This is a genomic window from Vibrio sp. T9 (assembly GCF_003123985.1).
Lineage (GTDB): Bacteria > Pseudomonadota > Gammaproteobacteria > Enterobacterales > Vibrionaceae > Vibrio > Vibrio diabolicus.
The window spans coordinates 65,603-85,113 of the sequence record NZ_NIGY01000012.1; the positions used below are offsets into that span (position 1 = coordinate 65,603).

At 45.7% G+C, this 19,511-nt stretch carries 23 protein-coding genes; 13 read left to right on the forward strand and 10 right to left on the reverse strand.

Going from position 1 to position 19,511, the window contains the following annotated elements; genetic code table 11:
* Positions 1-25: 25 nt before the first annotated feature.
* Genes vscU through vscN form a run of 8 tightly spaced genes read right to left on the reverse strand, consistent with a single transcriptional unit; the run spans position 26 to position 6,709 of the window.
* Entirely contained in the window at positions 26-1,081 is a 1,056-nt protein-coding gene (vscU, locus tag CBX98_RS21450; RefSeq protein WP_048626449.1) for a SctU family type III secretion system export apparatus subunit VscU, read from the reverse strand.
* 15 nt (positions 1,082-1,096) lie between these two features.
* Positions 1,097-1,882 carry a type III secretion system export apparatus subunit SctT gene (sctT, locus tag CBX98_RS21455; RefSeq protein ID WP_031780447.1) on the reverse strand — a complete coding sequence of 262 codons (786 nt, stop codon included), beginning with the start codon at positions 1,880-1,882 and terminating at the stop codon, positions 1,097-1,099.
* Positions 1,879-2,145: a SctS family type III secretion system export apparatus subunit VscS gene (vscS, locus tag CBX98_RS21460; protein ID WP_005377227.1), complete on the reverse strand. Its 267-nt coding sequence runs from the start codon at positions 2,143-2,145 to the stop codon at positions 1,879-1,881. Before vscS ends, sctT begins: the two co-directional genes overlap by 4 nt.
* Positions 2,146-2,158: 13 nt before the next feature.
* On the reverse strand, positions 2,159-2,809 hold the full coding sequence (gene vscR, locus CBX98_RS21465; RefSeq protein WP_005377232.1) for a SctR family type III secretion system export apparatus subunit VscR: 651 nt from the start codon (positions 2,807-2,809) through the stop codon (positions 2,159-2,161).
* Positions 2,806-3,774, reverse strand: a complete 969-nt coding sequence (sctQ, locus tag CBX98_RS21470; RefSeq protein WP_046874924.1) for a type III secretion system cytoplasmic ring protein SctQ — start codon at positions 3,772-3,774, stop codon at positions 2,806-2,808. The genes vscR and sctQ overlap by 4 nt, the downstream gene beginning before the upstream one ends.
* Positions 3,771-4,919 carry a type III secretion system needle length determinant gene (locus CBX98_RS21475; protein WP_109170232.1) on the reverse strand — a complete coding sequence of 383 codons (1,149 nt, stop codon included), beginning with the start codon at positions 4,917-4,919 and terminating at the stop codon, positions 3,771-3,773. The genes sctQ and CBX98_RS21475 overlap by 4 nt, the downstream gene beginning before the upstream one ends.
* 9 nt (positions 4,920-4,928) lie before the next feature.
* Entirely contained in the window at positions 4,929-5,390 is a 462-nt protein-coding gene (locus CBX98_RS21480) for a type III secretion protein (protein ID WP_104971769.1), read from the reverse strand.
* A complete protein-coding gene (vscN, locus tag CBX98_RS21485) occupies positions 5,387-6,709 on the reverse strand; it encodes a SctN family type III secretion system ATPase VscN (RefSeq protein ID WP_109170233.1) in 1,323 nt (440 codons plus the stop codon). The genes CBX98_RS21480 and vscN overlap by 4 nt, the downstream gene beginning before the upstream one ends.
* A 185-nt stretch (positions 6,710-6,894) precedes the next feature.
* On the opposite strand from vscN, the gene sctW reads away from it, so the two are divergent.
* The 13 genes from sctW (at position 6,895) to CBX98_RS21550 (ending at position 17,733) form a co-directional block, all read left to right on the forward strand.
* Complete coding sequence (sctW, locus tag CBX98_RS21490; protein ID WP_109170234.1) at positions 6,895-7,788, forward strand: type III secretion system gatekeeper subunit SctW; 894 nt, start codon at positions 6,895-6,897, stop codon at positions 7,786-7,788.
* Positions 7,769-8,053 carry a TyeA family type III secretion system gatekeeper subunit gene (locus CBX98_RS21495; protein WP_012841775.1) on the forward strand — a complete coding sequence of 95 codons (285 nt, stop codon included), beginning with the start codon at positions 7,769-7,771 and terminating at the stop codon, positions 8,051-8,053. Before sctW ends, CBX98_RS21495 begins: the two co-directional genes overlap by 20 nt.
* Positions 8,040-8,414, forward strand: coding sequence for a type III secretion chaperone SycN (gene sycN / locus CBX98_RS21500; RefSeq protein ID WP_012841776.1), 375 nt, complete (start codon positions 8,040-8,042; stop codon positions 8,412-8,414). The genes CBX98_RS21495 and sycN overlap by 14 nt, the downstream gene beginning before the upstream one ends.
* Positions 8,411-8,788 carry a type III secretion system protein VscX gene (gene vscX, locus CBX98_RS21505; RefSeq protein WP_005377246.1) on the forward strand — a complete coding sequence of 126 codons (378 nt, stop codon included), beginning with the start codon at positions 8,411-8,413 and terminating at the stop codon, positions 8,786-8,788. Before sycN ends, vscX begins: the two co-directional genes overlap by 4 nt.
* Before the next feature lie 5 nt (positions 8,789-8,793).
* Positions 8,794-9,135: a type III secretion system chaperone VscY gene (gene vscY, locus CBX98_RS21510; RefSeq protein WP_005395110.1), complete on the forward strand. Its 342-nt coding sequence runs from the start codon at positions 8,794-8,796 to the stop codon at positions 9,133-9,135.
* Positions 9,119-11,245 (forward strand): SctV family type III secretion system export apparatus subunit VcrD, encoded by a 2,127-nt coding sequence (gene vcrD, locus CBX98_RS21515; protein ID WP_109170235.1) that lies wholly within the window; start codon positions 9,119-9,121, stop codon positions 11,243-11,245. Before vscY ends, vcrD begins: the two co-directional genes overlap by 17 nt.
* Positions 11,245-11,658 (forward strand): LcrR family type III secretion system chaperone, encoded by a 414-nt coding sequence (locus tag CBX98_RS21520; protein ID WP_109170236.1) that lies wholly within the window; start codon positions 11,245-11,247, stop codon positions 11,656-11,658. The genes vcrD and CBX98_RS21520 overlap by 1 nt, the downstream gene beginning before the upstream one ends.
* A 60-nt stretch (positions 11,659-11,718) precedes the next feature.
* The gene (locus CBX98_RS21525) at positions 11,719-12,003 is read left to right on the forward strand and encodes an LcrG family type III secretion system chaperone (protein WP_005395092.1); all 285 of its coding nucleotides are present in this window, start codon (positions 11,719-11,721) and stop codon (positions 12,001-12,003) included.
* Between the two features lie 10 nt (positions 12,004-12,013).
* Positions 12,014-13,837 carry a virulence-associated V antigen gene (locus CBX98_RS21530; RefSeq protein WP_109170237.1) on the forward strand — a complete coding sequence of 608 codons (1,824 nt, stop codon included), beginning with the start codon at positions 12,014-12,016 and terminating at the stop codon, positions 13,835-13,837.
* Between the two features lie 11 nt (positions 13,838-13,848).
* Positions 13,849-14,334 carry a SycD/LcrH family type III secretion system chaperone VcrH gene (gene vcrH, locus CBX98_RS21535; protein ID WP_005395089.1) on the forward strand — a complete coding sequence of 162 codons (486 nt, stop codon included), beginning with the start codon at positions 13,849-13,851 and terminating at the stop codon, positions 14,332-14,334.
* 7 nt (positions 14,335-14,341) lie between these two features.
* On the forward strand, positions 14,342-15,541 hold the full coding sequence (vopB, locus tag CBX98_RS21540) for a type III secretion system translocon subunit VopB (RefSeq protein WP_006741541.1): 1,200 nt from the start codon (positions 14,342-14,344) through the stop codon (positions 15,539-15,541).
* A gap of 10 nt (positions 15,542-15,551) precedes the next feature.
* On the forward strand, positions 15,552-16,556 hold the full coding sequence (vopD, locus tag CBX98_RS21545; protein ID WP_109170238.1) for a type III secretion system translocon subunit VopD: 1,005 nt from the start codon (positions 15,552-15,554) through the stop codon (positions 16,554-16,556).
* 205 nt (positions 16,557-16,761) lie between these two features.
* Positions 16,762-17,733, forward strand: coding sequence for a TAXI family TRAP transporter solute-binding subunit (locus CBX98_RS21550; protein ID WP_006741544.1), 972 nt, complete (start codon positions 16,762-16,764; stop codon positions 17,731-17,733).
* A 304-nt stretch (positions 17,734-18,037) separates the two neighbouring features.
* Here CBX98_RS21550 and CBX98_RS21555 read toward each other — a convergent pair whose 3' ends face one another.
* Positions 18,038-18,808 (reverse strand): sulfite exporter TauE/SafE family protein, encoded by a 771-nt coding sequence (locus CBX98_RS21555; protein ID WP_172606009.1) that lies wholly within the window; start codon positions 18,806-18,808, stop codon positions 18,038-18,040.
* 81 nt (positions 18,809-18,889) lie between these two features.
* Complete coding sequence (locus CBX98_RS21560; protein WP_104971761.1) at positions 18,890-19,405, reverse strand: adenylate kinase; 516 nt, start codon at positions 19,403-19,405, stop codon at positions 18,890-18,892.
* Positions 19,406-19,511 lie beyond the last annotated feature (106 nt).

Sequence of the window (19,511 nt, forward strand, 5' to 3'; positions counted from 1 at the left end):
GATAGCCTTTACTCTCGAAATCATGTTAGTTCAGCGTCTTATCCGACTCCAATGATGCCAGCCAACGAAGCACTTCGGCGGTTGCCTCAATAAGATCGCTTGGGATGTACTGGTCGACGTTGCCGTCCGCGTATAGTGCGCGAGCAAGAGGGACTTTTTGCATCACAGGCACACCTTCCTCTTTGGCGATTGCGATCATACGTTTGGCTACCGCATCGGTTTCCATCAAGGTGATGACGGGCAGGGGCGTTTCGCCTTTTTTGTAGTACAGACCAACCGCAATATGCGTTGGGTTTGTTACCAACACATTGGAGCGTTTAACATTTTCACGTTGATTGGAGGCCTGTAGCTCTTGGTGTAGCTGACGACGTTTACTTTTGATTTCTGGGCTGCCTTCCATCTCTTTGTATTCGCGCTTCACTTCGTCCTTGCTCATTTTGAGCTTCTTCGTGTGATCAAACTTTTGGTACGCAAAATCTGCGGCAGCGATGACGATGAAACCTACCGAAGAGATAATCATTAATTGTTTAATCATGACGCCAGTAATGGTCGGGACACATTCTAACCCACAAGTTGGAATTTGCATTAAAGCGTTGATGTTACCGCGTAATGTCACCCAGATAATGCAGGAAAGAAGAGAGACTTTAAGTATCGACTTGATAAACTCAATCACACTCTTGAGGGAAAAAATGCGTTTGGCACCTTCGACGGGATTGATCTTTTTGATGTCGGGTTTAACGGATTCACCACTAAATAGGAAGCCGAACTGCCCCATATTGGAAAAGATGGCGACGAGTGCAGCAACCAGAATAATCGGGGCGAGTAGATAGGCAATTTCTTTTGCGATGGCAATAGCGACATCGACTAGCGCATCTTGGAAGCCCTGATAAGCAAGCTTACTTGGTAGGAGAATAAGCGCTGAGATGTGCGACATGTAATAATCGGCGAACGCAAACAGTACAATTATGAGCGCCAAAATTAATGCAGACGATACGATTTCTTGGCTTTTGGCTACCTGACCTTTCTGCCTGGCATCGCGTAACTTTTTTGCGGTGGGTTGCTCTGTTTTTTCTGCGCTCATAAAGAATCCTAAGCGTTATTGCCAAATGGTATTGAGTTGTTCTGCGAATCGGGTAATGCCATAAAATTGCACTTCAAAGTGATCCATCATTAGCCCGAGATACACGATCAGTAAAACACTCGCGATGGCACTTTTTATTGGCATGGCAAGGAAAAAAACATTCAATTGCGGTGCAAAACGACTGATAAGCGCCAGACCAAACTCAGCAAGAAACATTGCCAACACTAATGGAGCGGACATCAACACACCAAGCCACATAAGCTGTTCAAATTGCGCGTAGAAGAAGCTCACCCATGCGTCGCTAACGGTTGGGAAAAAGTCCACGATCGGCCAAGATGTGTAGCTTTTGAATAACGCGTAGATAAAAGTGACAAAGCCCCCGCCAGAGAAGAACAGGGTAATCAACGTTTGGGTCAGCAACACTGCAGTTGGCGTCGATTGCGAGCCTAGCGTTGGGTTAAACATACTTGCCATGGCAGCACCACGTTGGTTATCGACCAGAAATCCGGCCGCTTCTATTGCCCAAAAGGGAATAGCTGCAACAAACCCGATCAATAGCCCAATTAATACCTCTTTACCCAAAATCACTATCAGCCAAATACCGTCGGTTTCTGCGGGCAAGCTTTGCTGATTAATCATCGGAAATATAAACAGTGCGAGTGAGCAAAGCACACCATTTCTCACCATGGTGCCGCCTAGCATTTGCTTGCTCAAAATAGGCAAAAAGATGAAGCATGCCATTAACCGAGGCAACGTCAGGCTGTACAAAAATAAGGCCTGGTGTAAGTCGTGATAGCTCATCGTATTTGAGGGATTTTATCCATGGCAAGCGAGGCGAAGGCGTGGAGCTCTGCCCCTAGCCACTGCGTTGTGACGAACAGCGTAATAATGACCGCGATAAGCTTGACCACAAAGCCTAACGTTTGTTCTTGGACCTGAGTTAACGCCTGAATAAGCGACACCAATGTACCAACCAACGCTGCGACTAAAATCGGCGGTAACGACAAGTACAAAACTAGGGTTAATGCTTGAGTCGTGAAATGAATGATTTCTGCAGAATGCATACTTTCTCCGTGATTAACCGTAACTCAGCACTAAGCCGTGAGTGAGTTTCGTCCAGCCGTCAAGCAAGACAAAGAGTAACAATTTGAAGGGGAGGGAAATCGTCATTGGCGATACCATCATCATGCCCATGGCGAGCAAGATATTCGATACAATTAGGTCGATAGCGATGAACGGTAAGTACAATAGAAAGCCAATTTCAAAAGCACGGGTAAGCTCACTGACCGTAAACGCTGGCAGCAACAGCAACAAGCTATCTGACTCTAAACGGTCCACGTACTTTTGAGGCCATAATGTGCGCGCAGCATCGGTAAAGAATATGGCTTCGGTTTCCCGAATATGTTTTTTCAAAAACTCTCGATAAGGCTGTAAACCGCTTTCAATGAGGCCTTCTACACTTGCAGAATCTTCGAGGGAGATATCATGCTGCTTTACGTAGTCGTAGGTTTCAAAACCGACGGGAGCCATGATGAATATAGACAAAATGATCGCCAATCCGTACAGCGCCATGTTCGGTGGAATTTGCTGTACACCGAGAGCGTTACGCAGCAGTGAGAATACAACGGCGAGTTTTACAAACGACGTCGCCATCATCGCGATAAATGGGATCAGTGCCAGCAGTGCTAAGCTGACAATGAGATTGAGCTCGTCAGGTAACTGGATCATGCTGGCTCCTGCGTGCCACCAAACAGTTCCAGTACGCGCACACCTAAATGCTCATTAACATTAACCAGTTCACACTCACCGACGATTTTGCCGTTGGCACGCAATGTTACCGGCTTAGATACAGGTTGGTTTAGCTCGAATACGTACCCAGGCTGAAGCTGGTTAAGCTGTTCTAGAGTGATGGTTTGATGGCCGATATCAAACGTAAGTTCCACGGGCAGTTGCTGGTGGTCGGTTAACATTTCTGAAGTGTTTACGTCATTCATATTGGTTTCTTTTTCAATAATGTGAAGAATTTGGTCATCCAGTTGGCAGCGCCAGAGATTCTGGTTAGATACTTGAAAAATGGCTTGTTGTTGGGCGATATAACAATCGTCAAAAAAGATCACATCTCCCAGTTCGAGCGAATTAAATTCGCTTAACATTAAATGGGTCTTTCCAAGGCTTAACCACACAGGTAAAGCGAGATGTCGCGCCTGAAGAGCAGCGCTGTTTGGTAGTGCATCCAACAGCACGTTTGCTCCTTCGCTAACCCACAAACAAAGAGAGCCGTTAGGTTTATTGAGGGTTAACATCAAGGTATGCTCTTGAACTTGGCTCGACTCTAACGGTTGTAACTGGCTAAGAATGGGCAACTGACCAAATAGTGCTTTGAATGCCTCACTATGCGGTTCAATCTGAGAACTCAAAAGTGCTAACTGGAGCGAGTTGGGCAGTGACTCGAATGCAGTGGCATTCAGAGTAGACTCAAGCCATTTCTGGAGTTGCGCACGACAAAAATCCACTTGGATCGTTTGCCCTCCAATCAACGTGGTTAAACGGAATCCTTCAAATGAAGGGATTTGAGAAACAGTAATCGATACGCTCTGACCATCAGCCCCTTGGAAATGGCATTGCTTTGCACAAAGTTGATTACTGAGCGCAATACTGTCTGAATCGACTTTGGGTATCGTTAACGGCGTCATAGGTCATTCTCCGCTTGCCATTCTTCATACACGCTACGTTTCTGGCGTGAGTGTTGTTGTTCATGCTGTTGTTGATCGAACTGCTGAGTCTGTTCGCTGATCGCTAGACGAAGTGGCTGCTCACCGCCAAATCGGTTTAGGCGTTCGGCAAGATCTTGTCTAGCTTGCTGGCTAATAATGGAAAGGGCATGCTCTTGTCGAATCGTCACGCTATAACCTTGCGCGTCCAACTTGATGTGGATTTCGCCACCTTTTAATTGTCCTTCACTCAGAAACAGCCGAACCTCTTTGTTGTCCGATGCGGTTGGCAGAGAAACATAGATTTTGTCCACCAATTGTTGGAGTAACGTGTTTACTTCTCGAGCTGGGGCCGGCTGAGCCTGTGAAGCGACACTCTTTAAAATGACATCGCCTTGTGTTGCCGCGCTCGCAAGGTGTTGAGGTTCTGCTTTTTCTTCATCCGCTTTAACGGCCACTAGTGCGCTTTTCGTCTCGACTTTCTCAAGCGATTTAGTTTCAGAACGACTATCGGTTTTATCTGTTAGTTTGCCTGTGTCTTGTAGTCGCTGCGTTGCACGCTTATTGTGTGTCGTTTCGGTTTGTTTCGTCGTGAAGTTGGCATTGTTAATTGCATCTTGAGCGAGCGATTTCCCTACGGCCTTTTTAGGGAGAGAACCGTCGAGAGAAGCTTGTGCTTGAGAATGGGGGCCTGCGCGCTCAAGCGAGGATGAGCTTGGAGCCTGAACGCTCTCAAGTGTCTTATCTTTCTCATGCAATTTACTGTTTTCAATCAGGCTTTTTTCGCGATTTGTTGCGTCGTCTTGTGGTTTCCCTACGTCCTTCTTGGTGACAACGTCGCTTTTGCCTTTTAATGTAACGGTATTTCTATTAGTGCTGGCTTCTTGGTTAGAAAGTTTCGATTGTTTGTCTAGGCTTTGAGATGCTTCATGTCTTAACGGAAGGCTCTCGTCTCTGCTCAGAGTGTCTTTTTTGCTCGCAACGGTAGATTCTTCTTCCTTGCGAGGTTTCTCCGTCATTGCACACTCGAACTGTGACTGAAGCTCAGCCTCTCGCTCCAGGGGCTTTTTTTCTGGCGTTGATTTGTACAGCGTATTCGGTGTTTCTTCTGTTGGAGTAATGCGCATAATGAACCTTTAGATAATATCGACAGTGCGAAACTCTTCTTGTTCGAGTTCTTCTTGGTATTGTCTTTCTCGCGACTGTTCCGCGAGTTCTTGTTGTTGCAACTGAACGAATTTTTCTTTGGTTTTATGGGCTTGCCGTGCCTCTTTTTGTTTTTCTTTAAGTACCGAACGTTCGTACTCAAGCGCTTTTTTTGCTTCGGCAACGCGCTGTTTAAGCTCGGCTTCTCGCTCTCTCAACAACGCGATTTCTTGTCTCAATGTTTCCAACTCTTTGAGAACGAGTGTGTGTTGCTTTGCTTTGGCAAAACGTCGCTCTTCTTCTTCCTGGCGCCAAACGTGATAGTCCGTTACGGAACGTTCGGCCTTTTGAACCTGTGCTGCCGAATTTGATACTCGGTATTCTTGGCGCTTAACGGCTTTATCCGCACGCTCAGCTCGAATTTGTTTGATTTCTAATAACCGTTCGATCATCGGTTCGCCATCCCTTTTAGTTGAGCGATAGCACCATCAAGATCACTTGGTTCATGCGTTCCTTGACGTAAAAAGGCCCGTATATCATCACTTTGTGCAATCGCCATATCCGCTCGGCTATCCGCCCCATGCTGGTACTCGCCAATTTTGATCAGTAGCTCAACTTCTTCGTACTTGGCTAACATTTCGCGAAGGTGAGCAGCAGACGCCTGATGATCAGGTTCAACGATTTGATTCATCACGCGGCTTGCTGACCGGAGTACATCAATGGCAGGATAATGGTTCATTGCCGCAAGTTTGCGCGAGAGAATGATGTGCCCATCTAAAATGGAGCGAGTTTCATCGGCGACAGGTTCTGTCATGTCGTCGCCTTCAACCAACACGGTGTACAGCGCTGTAATTGACCCTTTGTCAGATTGACCGGCTCGTTCCATCAGCTTTGGCAAAGCGGCAAAGACGGAAGGCGGATAACCACGTCGTGTTGGTGGCTCACCTGCGGCTAGGCCAATTTCTCTCTGTGCGCGGGCGAAACGCGTTACAGAGTCCATCAGCAGTAACACGCGTTTACCTTGGTCACGAAAATATTCAGCAATAGAAGTGGCAACAAAAGCGGCTTTGGCACGTTCCATGGCTGGACGATCGGATGTCGCGACCACTAAAACCGATTTGGCCATTCCTTCTTCGCCCAAGTCATGCTCAATAAACTCGCGCACTTCGCGTCCGCGTTCACCAATCAAGGCGAGAACGGTCACGTCGACGTCTGCGGAGCGAATCAGTTTTGCCAGTAGGGTACTTTTACCACCGCCCGCCGCTGCAAAAATGCCCATGCGCTGACCTTCACCACAGGTCAGTAGTCCATCAATGGATCGAACCCCAAGAGAGATTGGCTTTTTAATCAGTTTACGTTGCATTGGTGGCGGTGCATCGCGATAAACCGGATACCAAGCACTTGGTTCCTGACTTTGCGTACCATCGAAAGGACGCCCAAGCCCGTCAAGCGTTGTACCTAATAGGTGATCGCCAACGCCGACCTCATGCATTTTTCCCATTGGGCTAACTTCTGTATTTGAGGAAATCCCAAACATATTTCCTAACGGTGTGAGCAGAGCGTGATGCTGTTGAAAGCCAACGACTTCCGCTAATAAAGACAGAGTTTGATCAGGATTACGCAACTCACACAGCTCACCAACACGAACGCCGGGGACAACGGCCTTGATGATGGTGCCGGTTACTTGCGTAACGCGCCCGCGAATTTGGATCAGACGAGTTTGCCTGATCGCAGATTGTTGGATATCAGTGATGTATGAGAAATCGTTCAAGGTAAAAATATGCGCAATGATTGATGTTGGGAGGATAGAAAGGATGAGGGGGTATTTATAGTGAATATCAGTCGGGAGTTTTTAGAAAACTGAAAACGCACTAAAAAAACACGTCTGATTTTGACAGCTTCGAGAAAGCGCACTTCCTATAATTCGCCTGTATTGTACGGAAGGAGTGCAAGTGAATGAGTATTATCAACAATCATATCGCAACAAACCCAAAGTTTGATGCGTCTATCCAAAACGGGTTGGAATCGTCTCGTACCGACGCTTCACGAAAAGGCAATTACCGCGGTGAAACGGTCCGTGTTCACAATGCCACACAATCACTTTTTGATGCGATGGAAGAGCTCACTTCACTCGGTTCCGAAAAAGCAGAAAAAGATTTGACCAAGCGTAAAGTAAAAGACAGTGGAGTTCGAGTTAATGAAGCGCACGAACTCGTTTCTGACTATCTGCGAAAAGTCCCTGATCTTGAAAAGAACCAAAAGATCAAAGATCTGGCTGCAAAAATGGCGGGAGGAAATATCTCGACCATCGCTCAATTGCAAGCTTATTTGAATGGATTTTCAGAGGAGAAAAGCCATCAATACCTTGCGTTAAAAGCCGTTAAAAAGTTTTTGAGTGCGAGCCCAGAAAGTAAACATCTACTAGCGCTGATTAACCAAGCGATTCTGAGAATCGAGCAAAACCCAGATTCTTGGGCTCAAATTGATACGGAAATTCGCGTCTCAAACTTTGCTGATGAGTACAGCCAAGAGCAAGAGTTTAGCTCATTACATCAGCTGCGCGGTTTCTATCGCGATACCGTTCATAGCTATCAAGGGCTCGGAGCCGCTTATCAAGACGTAGTGGCGCGCTTTGGTGAACAGGAGGTATCGACCGCTGTTGAGTTTATGCTGCAAGGCATGAGTGCAGATCTTAGTGTTCAAGGCAGCAGTATCGACTCGGTTAAGTTGCAGTGGTTGATGTCCGATATGCAAAAACTCAAAACTCTGAATACGTTGCAAGATCGCGTGAGTCAGTTGTTCCGAATGTTTAAACCGGAAAGGACGAGTTATGGCTTATCAAGTTTCTAATTTGATGGCTGATGTGATTGCGTTGGTAGAGCAGCGATGGGTAAGCAGTGATGAGATTTGGAAAGTCGCCAACGCAATGGAATTGACGGCGGTACAACAAAAAATCGATTTTTTTCGAGAGTTCCACAAGTTAGTTCGCGCGATCCCTATTGATGTATTCGCCGATGAAGAACAACGGCAGAATTTAATACAAGCGGTACAAAAGGCGCTAGACGAAGCCATTGATATAGAAGAAGAGGAAGCGTGGGAAGATGAGTTGGATTGATGCATCTGTCAATGAATTTTGCCGAGGAATGGGGCTCGATGCCGTCGATTTCTCATCAGCTGGACGGGTGCAGCTGGATTTTGAGCAAAGCGGTACACTACATATTGAGCGACACGGAGAACAGCTATTCTTGATGTTGTCTCAAGCGTTATCTTGGCATCAAACCAGTGACATCATTCAAAGCGCCCTCAGTTTGTGTCATGCCGATCAAGGCTGGCCTTTCGAAATTAAAACTGGTTTGTTAGATGAGCAAACTTTGGTTTTTTCCGCGAGGTTAAACGGAGAAGAGGTCACGCTTCCGACTTTAGAACAAGCGTTTACGCTTTTGGTTCGTCTACATAACGATGTGGCAACCTCATGACTCGAGTAAGCACTTTAAACGTAGGCATAGAAGCCTTCACGCATGTTACGCATAGTGAGGTTAAGGCCGATTTCCCTGAGCGGTTTCAATTACTTCCTGATGGGCAGGCGGTCGCTACGCATTTAGAGAAGCTCTATGACCTCAGGCCTTCAGACCAATACCTAATCGCGTTAACTAAGCCAAAATTGTTGCACTCAGAATTGTTGCGTCCAGAAAAGTACCGCCAACAGTTCGATGAAACGTTGGCTCAGTTGCAAGTTCTTGCACAGGATTCAGGCTCCGCTTCTTTTATCAAAGCATCCGAAACGCTACAAAGTACGCAACTTGATCAGCGTTACCTCACTATGGCGCTCAATCTCCTTATCCAGGTCTAACCAACATGTTGAGATCCAAAGACATTGAACTGTTGCTTGTTCACGCTGCACTACAAGTTCAATACCAAAAGCCAGAGCATGCCATCTCTATTCTCGACGCGGTTTTAGAGATAGACCCGCAACACAAAGAGGCGATGCAAACGCTCGCAGTGGCGTGTTTACAAAGTGGTCGATATGCCCGTGCTGTTGAGGTATGTGAGCACTTATTAAAATCCGACCTTAAACCTGATTCGGCAGGACTCTGGTTTTGCTTAAGCCAAGCTCGTTGGAAACAAAATGACGTCGATGGGGCACGCCAAGCGCACCGACGCTATCTGCAATCTTTAAATAGTGAATCACATGAATAAGTTGATCGATATTTTAAACAAGGTAGGGCAACGTAAAGACATTATGCTTGCTGTGATGTTGCTCGCGATCGTCTTTATGATGATATTGCCACTGCCTACCGCGCTGGTGGATGTGCTGATTGGCACCAACATGAGTATTGCGGTGGTGCTGCTTATGTTAGCGATTTACATCACTACGCCGCTTGAGTTCTCTGCGTTTCCCGCAGTGCTACTGATCACGACATTGTTTCGTTTGTCTTTATCCATCACGACAACCCGGTTGATCTTGCTGCAAGGCGATGCTGGTCAAATCGTTTATACCTTCGGTAACTTTGTCGTGGGCGGTAACTTGGTGGTCGGTATTGTTGTTTTCCTGATCATTACTATTGTCCAGTTTATGGTGATCACCAAAGGCTCGGAGCGGGTTGCAGAAGTTAGTGCGCGATTCTCACTTGATGCGATGCCTGGTAAGCAGATGAGTATTGACGGTGACATGCGCGCTGGGGTGATTGACGTACACGAAGCACGGCACCGACGATCACTGATTGAAAAAGAAAGCCAAATGTATGGCTCGATGGATGGCGCGATGAAGTTCGTTAAAGGCGACTCCATTGCTGGTTTGGTCATCATTGTGGTCAACATCTTAGGTGGCGTCACGATCGGGGTAACGCAAAAAGGCATGAGTGCTTCTGAAGCACTTGAGTTGTTTGCTATTTTGACCGTTGGTGATGGTTTGGTGTCGCAAATTCCGGCGCTGTTTATCGCGATTACGGCCGGTATTATCGTGACGCGTGTTTCTCATGAAGACTCTTCTGATCTTGGTTCGGACATTGGTGGGCAGGTCATTGCTCAGCCACGTGCGCTTCTTATTGGCGGTGTGCTTTTGGTGCTCTTCGCACTGATTCCTGGTTTTCCAAAAATTACTTTTCTGGTCTTGGCCACAGTGGTTGGTGGTGGTGGTTTCTTCCTTTTCTATCAACAGAAAAAACGGGCTGAATCAGATACTACCGACTTATCAAGCTTTGTTTCGCAAGGGGCGGGTTCACCAGCAGCGAAGCCAAGCAAACCAACCCCATCTAGAAACAGTAAAGGAAAATTAGGTGAGCAAGAAGAGTTCGCCATGACGGTCCCACTCTTGATTGATCTTGACGCGAGCCTTCAGGAAAGCTTGGAAGCGGTCGCATTGAATGAAGAGCTAGCAAGGGTTAGGCGCGCACTATATCTCGATCTCGGCGTGCCTTTCCCGGGTATCCACCTGCGTTTTAACGAGGGGATGCAAAATGGCGAATATTTAATTCAGTTACAAGAAGTTCCGGTTGCACGAGGACGAATTGTAAAAGACCAACTCTTGGTGACAGAAGGGAATGAGCAGATCGACTTATTAGGCGTGCCTTATGAGCAAGATGAAGATTTTCTACCCGGTATTTCTAGCATTTGGGTGGCACAAAGTTACGAGCAAAAACTCACGACCAGCCATGTCGGCTTTCTCACACCCGACAGAATTTTAACGTACCACTTGTCTCATGTTCTCAAGGAGTACGCACAAGACTTTATTGGTATTCAGGAGACGCGTTATCTATTGGAGCAGATGGAAGGCAGTTATTCGGAGCTTGTTAAAGAGGCTCAACGCATTGTCCCGTTACAAAAAATGACGGAAATCTTGCAACGCTTGGTTTCTGAAGACATTTCCATCCGAAACCTTCGCGTGATCTTGGAAGCCATGGTTGAGTGGGGCCAAAAAGAGAAAGATGTTGTACAGCTGACGGAGTACATTCGTTCCAGCTTAAAACGTTACATTTGCTACAAATACGCGAGTGGACAAAACATGTTGCCCGCTTACTTATTGGATCAAAGTCTCGAAGACACAATACGCAGCGGTATTCGTCAAACCTCAGCAGGGAGCTACTTGGCGTTAGACCCGTCTGTAACTCAACAATTTGTGAGTGATGTGAAACAGACCATTGGTGATTTAAGCCGCATGCCGAATAAGCCAGTGTTAGTTGTGTCTATGGATGTACGCCGATATGTGCGAAAGCTTATTGAATCGGAATACTACGATCTGCCCGTTTTGTCATTTCAAGAATTAACTCAGCAAATCAATATTCAGCCACTTGGAAGGGTGGGGATGTAATGAAAACAAAACTAATGCTCTCGCTTGCGCAAGCGGGGATCGAAGTGACGCCATACTTTTGGCAAAAAAGTGAAATTCAACTTGGTTATCGAATTGAAGTTGAGGGTTTAGAGCTCGTTTTTCGTGTGGAGGACGGTGAAATCATCATCGTTCTTTTGAAACGTGTGCATCCAAACCTAGGGTTGAGTAACCCTTTTGCAGGCTTATTTCTCTTAGCTGAGCATGCTGTTCAACTTTATCCCTCCGATTGGGTCATTCGCGGAAACGTCGATGTGTTACGTGGCAGCAATATGAGCAGTCAGCGATTAGCCCAGTTCTATCTAAAAGCATGCGGTGCAAGCCATGATGAGCTAGACGACTGGTACTGTTTACGCCTAGCAGATTATAGACCTTTGAAAAAGTTGAAAAAGTAAAAACTCACGACTGTTACTGACAGCACCGATGAGATGACCCGCTTTAAGATAGGAATCAAGATGAAGCAACCGTTTACCGATGCGATTGAGAACGCTGAGCTTGCCATTAGAAAAGCTGAAGACAGAACCGATATTTTTAACGAGCTATTGGAAGGCTTAGGTGTTGGTCCTGTTGCGGGTGATGTTTTACTTGGCGGCATAAAAGCGCCAGTAGATACCATGAAACGTGCAGAGCAAGAGCTAATAGACGAAGTCCAGCGCCGCCGGCAACAACAAAATCAGCTACAAGGTACGTCAGGTAAACGCAGAAAGCGTCCTACAGTGATGCGCGGCATGATGATTTAGAGGTTTGGAAATGACGAATATGAAAACGACTGGCTCTACGACAGGAGCAACAGACACAGCTGCGAGTAGTGCACCATTACCCACTTTCCAACAAAACTTGATAGAGGCATTTACCCCTGTACTGGGTGAAGCAGAGACTCAGCAACTTGCCTCTCTAATTTCTTCATTGCCAACTATCTCGGGACAAACGGAATCACAAAGCATCGCGCTTTATGTTGATACACTTGAAAACCTAAAAGCGAAAAATAATGCGTTTGCTGGTATATCATTGACCGACACCGCATCTGTTTGGATAAAGTCGCTACAAAGTGCTAACTCAGATGGCGAATTAACCGCAGCCGAGTTCAATGCTCAAACAAACCAAACACTATCAAATCAGTTTCAGGCTTGGTTTAGTAAGTTACTCACGGAAAACGTAGATAGCTCGTTATCTACTGAGTTTGTTAGTCAATTTAATCTGGGGACTCAGAGTAACCAAGCGGAGCAGATCGCCAACCTATCCGAGACAAAACTGGCTAATGCCACCAAAGAAATTTCTCTTTTTGTTGCAGAGCTTGCTAATCAAATGGGCTCCCGTGAAGTGAGAGATGCTTCTATTTCTTTTCTTCGCAATGCCTTTAGTAGCTTAGGTTCCGTGAATCTCGCGCAACTGAAGAGCTCGGATTTCCTGTTGACTAAAGAGAGTTTCGCTCTTCAAGTCTCAGCTCAATTAAAAAGTAGTTTTCAAGGCATCGGTATTACTTTAAGCACCGATGACGCAAGTGCGCTAGCTAACAGAATTACATGGACTCCTGGTATTTCTAAACAGCAGCTTAAAGAAGCGTTAGATGAAATGGCCGCTCAAGTGAAAGGCCAATATAGCGCAGCTTATGGGGATGCGGCTGGAACAAAAAACCTAAAAGCAGCACTTAACACTGTCATTGGTGGAACTGAGCCTTTGACCCTTTCTAGTCTGTTCGCCAACTTCGCGGTGAGTTTAACAAATATAGAAATCGACGACTTTTACCAGGACGGCGCGATAGCCGATGTCCAAAAGACACAAATAACGGCAGCTCAAGTTAATTTGATCAAAGAAAACACCGAACGAGATATCCGATTACAGTTTGAAAAAATAGTAAAAGGTGAATCTACCGGGGCTTCATTTACTGAGCGATACGAGGCATTGCGCAAGAACTTAGGGGCATTGAAAGAGCGTCTACTCAATATCACCGACAAAGAGAAAGCGGATCGCGAGGTGAGAGCAGAGCACTCTCTAACGGCTCGTGATTTGCTGGCTGTAGTTGAGTCTAGCATTGGTGATCGTTTTGATGAGCAAGTGCTGCTTGCACTAAATGAGCGTCGTGTTAACCGTTTAGAGAAACGTAATGACCAGAAAGAGGCATTAGAGGATCTCACAGTACAGCTTAAAGTTTTTGGTGTTGTGCAATCAAAAATTCACTCTACGCAAAGTGTTGATGGGGTTTATAAACCGGGATATCCAGAAAGTAACTTCAAAGCGAGTGACTTTAACTACAGTAATCAAACGGATTTTGAAGCTTCACCTGAGTACAAGTATTTGACGGATAATAAGATAACAAACCATCGAGACTTTCTTCAAAAACAAGGTATTACTATCGGTGATGGTGCGTCGTACCAAGACGAAGAGAAGTCGAAAAAACTGTCTAATTTTTCTAGTTCTGTCAGTGCTAAATCCAAGTTGCTTAACGATGAAGTGCAAATCAAAACCACTGAGCTGAACGACACCAGTTCCCAATACAACTCGACCGTTGAAGCAATGAACAAATTTGTTCAGAAGTACCACAGTATTTTACAAGAAATCCTACGAGCCATTTAAGGATAACAACCATGACTAAACAAAACGCGACCGATCCATCTCAAATGCAAGCAGAAGAACTGCTGTCTTTTTTGGAAGAGGGAGGCACGCTAAAAATGTTGCACGATGTGTCTCAGGACACCATCGAACACATTTATGCAGTAGGTTACAACTTTTTCCAGTCGGGAAAGATTGAGCAAGCAGCAAAAGTATTTCAATTACTCAGCATGCTTGATCATTATCAGGCGCGATTTTTCATTGGCCTTGGCGCGGCTCGTCAGGAGTTGGGTGAGTATCTGCAGGCAATAGACGCCTACAGCTACGCAGCGCTAGTGGACGTAAATGATCCACGCCCACCTTTTCACTCTGCTGAATGTCACCTGAAACTGGAACAACTGACAGAAGCAGAGAGTGGGTTTTACAGCGCGAAGGAGATGTCTGCCGGAAAATCACAATATGCAGATTTGCATGAGCGTGCAGGCATCATGTTAGAAGCGGTGAGAAATAAAAAGGAGTAATTAGACTATGAGTTCTATTGCACTTGACCGCATCCAGACGCAGGTTTATAGCCCTGAATCTGGCCAAACCACGTTAGATAACGTGCAGAAAACGGCGTCTACAGCGACGCCTTCTGTGACGGTAGAAAACGTGAAGAGTAAAGATGCAGATGTACTGAACACTGGAAAAGTGAAAGTTCAGTTAGATGCACCTAACGCAGCTGTTAGCGACAAAGTGAATGATTTGACGCTAAAAGCCATGGCACAGCTGCAAAAGATCGTCGATACCATTGCAAAATCTCTCCATGCAGTTGCAGATCAAACAGGTTCGATTGCAGTCAAAATCATCGCAGGTTCTGCTGATGATTTTGAAGTAGAGCTTGCTGCTATCACGGATAAACTGAAAAGTGCTCAAAACGAGCTGAAAATTCAGGAAGTGAAGGTCGCAAAAGCTAAGCACGAAAAAGAGATGGTTGAAAACCAAGACAAAATCAAAGAATCGGAAGCCGCTGCAAAAGAAGCCCAAAAATCAGGCTTAGCAGCGAAGATCTTTGGTTGGATCAGTGCGGTGGTTTCTATTGTTGTTGGTGCCGTGATGGTGGCAACGGGTGTTGGTGCAGCAGCCGGTGCGCTTATGATTGCTGGTGGCGTCATGGGAGCAGTGAGTATGGCGCTGCAAGAGCCAGCCGTTCAAGATGCTCTAAAAGAAGCGGGCGTAAATGTTGATGTGCTAAACAAAGTCGTAATGGCATTAGAAATTGCAGTCGCGGTTATCGGAGCTGTTGTGACGTTCGGTGGTGCAGCTGCTGGCGGTATCGCGAAACTTGCAGCAAAAGGTGCTGGCAAGATAGCTCAAAAGGTCACAGAAATCGCTACGAAAACAGCTGCAAATATGGCGAAAGTGGCGGACATGGGCTCAAAAGCCGCGACAACGACCGCAAAAGCGATTCGTTACGGAGCAGAAACTGTCGATATTGCCGTCAACGTAGGTAAAGGCGCTACGGACAGTGTTCATGCTGCTAACAATGCTCACGTGACAGAGATTCAGGCAGATATCACGGACCTTCGCGCCAAAATGACCTTAAGCCAGGCCGTCATCGACAAGCTTAAAGAAGAAATTGGCAAGTTGATGGAAGATTTCCAAGAGCTGATGAGCGTCATCATGCAAATGATCCAAGCGAAAAGTGAAACCATGCAAACGGTGTTAAGCCGTCCTGCAACGGTATAAGGAGTTTATTATGCTAGATAAAGTAGGCGGAACGGGACGCGGCGAACTGTATGGTTTAGGCGATACCATTAAAACCAACAAAGCAGAAAAAGCGCCGGAAACAAAGCTTGAAGCAGGCGCCGTTAAAAGCCAAAGTGAGTCAGGTGTTTCTGGTGCAGCACGCTACCAGTTAGAGACGCCTAAAGCTCCTATAGTGAGTAACCAAGCTCAAGTTGTTGCAAACCTAATGAGCGCTCTTGCACCGACGGTGAGCTCATTAATGAGCACAACGATGAAAGCGCTTAACGGTGAGGAGGTGATCAAGTCACCATCAGATGCGGTATCACAATCGTTGACGCTATTAACATTGTTGTATCAAGTATCAAAGCTGAGCCGTGAGCAGCAAGTGCTACAACGTGAAATTGCTGTTGAAGCAAACATCGCGAGTTTAGAAAGCCAAGCGGCAGAACTAAACAACTCGGCAAGTGCGATGATCGCGATGGCAGTCGTTTCGGGTGTATTAGCGGGTGCTACTGCAATTATTGGTGCCCTTGGTTCTTTCAAAGCAGGGAAAGAAATCAAGAATGAAATGGCGAGCAATAATGTACTGAAAACGCAAAAAGCTGGCTTCGATCAAGCAGAAGAGTTATTGAATAACAATAGCTTGTCTAAAACTCAGCAAGATCAGGTTAAGCGTGCGCACTCACTAGCGAAAGACAATATCGCAGACACGACAGCGCAGCTGACAAGTGGTGGCCGTAAGTTCGATAAGTTGATGAGCTCAAACCAAGCGAAGAACGCTATTCTTCAAGCTTTGGGCCAGATGGCAAACTCTGCATCGAATGTAGAGCAAACCAAAGCGCAAGCGCGCAGCAAAGATGATGAAGTACAAGCGACTCGCGCACAAGCAGCCAAACAGAAAGCCGATGAAAACATTGGTTTCCAAGAAGGTCTGTTGAAAGAGCTACGTGAATTGTTCCGTTCTATCTCAGATAGTCAGAACCAAGCGTGGCGAGCGTCAGTCCCAACGGTGTAACCGTCCATCTCACTAACTACAAAGCGTTGTTTATACAACGCTTTTTTTGTGCAATTCAAGTATAGATATTATTTATCAGTAGGTTACGTTGGTAAAAAAGTACATATCTATAATTCAACCTTCAAAGATGAGAACTCAAACGTTATCAAATTGTTAACGGTTGCTATACTTAAACGGTCATCAACACAGGTAAAAAGGATGTTCAATGTTTAAGTTTAAGCAAATCGCACTTGCTGCTTCTTTAGCGGCACTCACAACAGGCTTTTCTGCATCTGCGGAAGAAACGTTTGTCACGATTGGTACTGGTGGTGTAACAGGGGTTTATTATCCGACTGGTGGCGCTATTTGTCGCTTGGTTAACAAATCGCGAGAAGATCACGGTATCCGTTGTTCGGTAGAAAGTACTGGGGGGTCGATTTATAACATCAACACTATTCGTGCTGGTGAATTGGATCTCGGTATCGCTCAATCAGACTGGCAGTATCATGCTTACAAAGGAACCAGTAAGTTTAAAGAAAGCGGGCCTTTTAAAGAACTACGCGCCGTATTCTCCGTTCATCCAGAACCGTTCACTGTCGTTGCACGTAAAGACGCGAACATCAAAACTTTTGATGATTTGAAAGGTAAGCGCGTCAACATTGGTAACCCTGGCTCAGGTCAACGAGGCACCATGGAAGTGTTAATGAGCCAGTATGGCTGGAGTAACGATGACTTTAAGCTTGTGTCTGAGTTAAAAGCAGCAGAGCAATCAAAAGCACTTTGTGATAACAAAATTGATGCGATGATTTATACCGTTGGTCACCCAAGTGGAGCGATTAAAGAAGCCACTACGTCGTGTGATAGTAATATCGTAACGGTAGCTGGACCTAATGTAGAAAAATTGGTTGCAGACAATAGCTTCTACCGTGTCGCAAATGTACCGGGTGGTATGTATCGTGGCACAGATAGTGATGTTCAAACCTTTGGTGTGGGTGCGACGTTTGTTTCCTCTACTGCTGTACCAGAAGATGTGGTTTATAACGTGGTTAAAGCGGTATTTGAAAACTTCGATGATTTCCGCCGTCTCCACCCAGCGTTTGCGAACTTGAAGAAAGAGGAAATGGTAAAAGACGGTTTATCTGCGCCTCTTCACCCAGGTGCGCTCAAATACTACAAAGAAGTAGGGCTGATTAAGTAACCGTTACTTTCTCTTCTTATTGATGTAAAACGCCATCTTTCGCGACTAATGCCACTCGTTTAACAGCGAGTGGCATATTTCTATCTCTCGTCATCCTGTACAGCGACGGAGGAGCGTGATATAGGATCTTCTATCCGAGCCCTTTATGGTCAAAATTGTTTCATTAGCCGCTCAGCGTACTGCTATTAGATCCCTAGTCACGCCAAGGCTCGCTGACATGACAAAAAACATCGTTAAGCTATCTGCATTAATCTTTCGCGATGGCGTTTTTTATAGGAGTGTTATCTACTTGTGCAAGCTCTACTTAAGCATAAACATCAATGAAAAAGTAGATAGTGATCAGAATAGAAGAAAGAGCAACAAACCTTTTAACATGATTGGGATTAAGTTGACGAGATACACGAGCTGCAAGATAACCACCCACCAACGTACCGACCAAAACAACGCTACCTGTGCGCCAGTCAATGGAACCATTCGCAACAAAAATCACGATAGCAATGAGTGAAACACACGTAGATACCAGCAATTTCAAACCGTTCATTAAATTAATGTCTTGGTGACCCGCTACTACCAGATAACTCAGAACAATAACCCCTAAACCTGCGTTGAAAAAACCACCGTAAGCAGAGACACCAACAAGTAATAGACCCAAAGCGATTGCTCCGAGTATTCCTGCGTGTTTGTGCTCTTTCGCGACAGTTTTGATAAGCATTGTTAAACGAGAACCAGTCAGGAAAAGCACGGTGGCAAACAAGAGTAGCCAAGGAATGGCTTCCAAAAATAGCGATTCTGGTGTGTTGAGCAGCAGATATGCTCCGACAGCGCCACCTACTAAACTGAATGAGACTGTGAACAACAGTTCTTGCTTGTTCTTCATGATCTCTTCTCTGAAGCCAACGGCTCCGCTAATGTACCCTGCACATGAAGCATAAGTATTTGTTGCGTTGGCCATAATTGGAGGCACACCAACCGCCAATAGGGCCGGAAAAGTAATAAAGCTTCCGCCTCCCGCAATGGAGTTAATGATCCCACCAACTACGCCGGCAACGAATAAAAGCGCTAGTTCTAAAAGCATAAACAATCCTTGTTATGTTCTTTTTCATTGTTAGAGCTTTAGATGGCCCATCCCACATGCTCTAGTGTTCTGATATGAAGTTTACTTTACCCGCTCTAAAACAAAATTGTTCAGTTCTGTGACGTTTTTGATGACATGAACGGTTTTACTTTGAGAGTACCCTTCGAGACGAGACATAAAGTCATCATTCCAGAATGCTGGGCATTGCTGAAGAACTTTGTAGCTTTGTAATGTCCCTTTCAATACCGAACTGCCATCAGGCCAACCTTCGGGTTTAATGAATAGTCCTTTAAGGAGACGTTTCGTCACAAACCAATAGCTTACGGAGTATGGTAGATCAATATAAACGAGAGTATCGGCTGCATCTAAACGAGCATTAAAGGAGCTGATAGGCCCCAGACCATCTATGATCCAACGATCTGAGTGAAGTATATTGCTATGTGCTTCATCAAAAACGTTACGCTCAACGGGCTCACCGTTTGGTTTATAGACTATGGAATCTAATTGATGAAGAGGGAGATCGGTAGCAGACGCGATTGCTTTACTTATCGTCGATTTTCCGCTGCCGGGCTTACCAAAAACCGCTACTTTTTGCATGTGACCGCCTCCAAGAGAGTATTTCCCATACGGTAGAGACAGAAAACCCACCGCTATGGGTGGGTTCGATAAATATTGAGCGCATCAAATATCCCACCATTCCTAT

What these genes read in the sequence shown, in the direction of transcription:
- CBX98_RS21495 (WP_012841775.1), top strand. Translation starts at nt 7,769, where the DNA reads ATGGCTTATCAAGTTTCTAATTTGATGGCTGATGTGATTGCGTTGGTA.
- vscY (WP_005395110.1), top strand. Translation starts at nt 8,794, where the DNA reads ATGTTGAGATCCAAAGACATTGAACTGTTGCTTGTTCACGCTGCACTA.
- vscS (WP_005377227.1), bottom strand. Translation starts at nt 2,145, where the DNA reads ATGCATTCTGCAGAAATCATTCATTTCACGACTCAAGCATTAACCCTA.
- vopD (WP_109170238.1), top strand. Translation starts at nt 15,552, where the DNA reads ATGCTAGATAAAGTAGGCGGAACGGGACGCGGCGAACTGTATGGTTTA.
- CBX98_RS21550 (WP_006741544.1), top strand. Translation starts at nt 16,762, where the DNA reads ATGTTTAAGTTTAAGCAAATCGCACTTGCTGCTTCTTTAGCGGCACTC.
- CBX98_RS21475 (WP_109170232.1), bottom strand. Translation starts at nt 4,919, where the DNA reads ATGCGCATTACTCCAACAGAAGAAACACCGAATACGCTGTACAAATCA.
- vscX (WP_005377246.1), top strand. Translation starts at nt 8,411, where the DNA reads ATGACTCGAGTAAGCACTTTAAACGTAGGCATAGAAGCCTTCACGCAT.
- CBX98_RS21555 (WP_172606009.1), bottom strand. Translation starts at nt 18,808, where the DNA reads ATGCTTTTAGAACTAGCGCTTTTATTCGTTGCCGGCGTAGTTGGTGGG.
- vopB (WP_006741541.1), top strand. Translation starts at nt 14,342, where the DNA reads ATGAGTTCTATTGCACTTGACCGCATCCAGACGCAGGTTTATAGCCCT.
- sctQ (WP_046874924.1), bottom strand. Translation starts at nt 3,774, where the DNA reads ATGACGCCGTTAACGATACCCAAAGTCGATTCAGACAGTATTGCGCTC.
- vscU (WP_048626449.1), bottom strand. Translation starts at nt 1,081, where the DNA reads ATGAGCGCAGAAAAAACAGAGCAACCCACCGCAAAAAAGTTACGCGAT.
- CBX98_RS21520 (WP_109170236.1), top strand. Translation starts at nt 11,245, where the DNA reads ATGAAAACAAAACTAATGCTCTCGCTTGCGCAAGCGGGGATCGAAGTG.
- sctT (WP_031780447.1), bottom strand. Translation starts at nt 1,882, where the DNA reads ATGAGCTATCACGACTTACACCAGGCCTTATTTTTGTACAGCCTGACG.
- CBX98_RS21480 (WP_104971769.1), bottom strand. Translation starts at nt 5,390, where the DNA reads ATGATCGAACGGTTATTAGAAATCAAACAAATTCGAGCTGAGCGTGCG.
- CBX98_RS21530 (WP_109170237.1), top strand. Translation starts at nt 12,014, where the DNA reads ATGACGAATATGAAAACGACTGGCTCTACGACAGGAGCAACAGACACA.
- CBX98_RS21560 (WP_104971761.1), bottom strand. Translation starts at nt 19,405, where the DNA reads ATGCAAAAAGTAGCGGTTTTTGGTAAGCCCGGCAGCGGAAAATCGACG.
- vscR (WP_005377232.1), bottom strand. Translation starts at nt 2,809, where the DNA reads ATGATCCAGTTACCTGACGAGCTCAATCTCATTGTCAGCTTAGCACTG.
- CBX98_RS21525 (WP_005395092.1), top strand. Translation starts at nt 11,719, where the DNA reads ATGAAGCAACCGTTTACCGATGCGATTGAGAACGCTGAGCTTGCCATT.
- vcrH (WP_005395089.1), top strand. Translation starts at nt 13,849, where the DNA reads ATGACTAAACAAAACGCGACCGATCCATCTCAAATGCAAGCAGAAGAA.
- sctW (WP_109170234.1), top strand. Translation starts at nt 6,895, where the DNA reads ATGAGTATTATCAACAATCATATCGCAACAAACCCAAAGTTTGATGCG.
- sycN (WP_012841776.1), top strand. Translation starts at nt 8,040, where the DNA reads ATGAGTTGGATTGATGCATCTGTCAATGAATTTTGCCGAGGAATGGGG.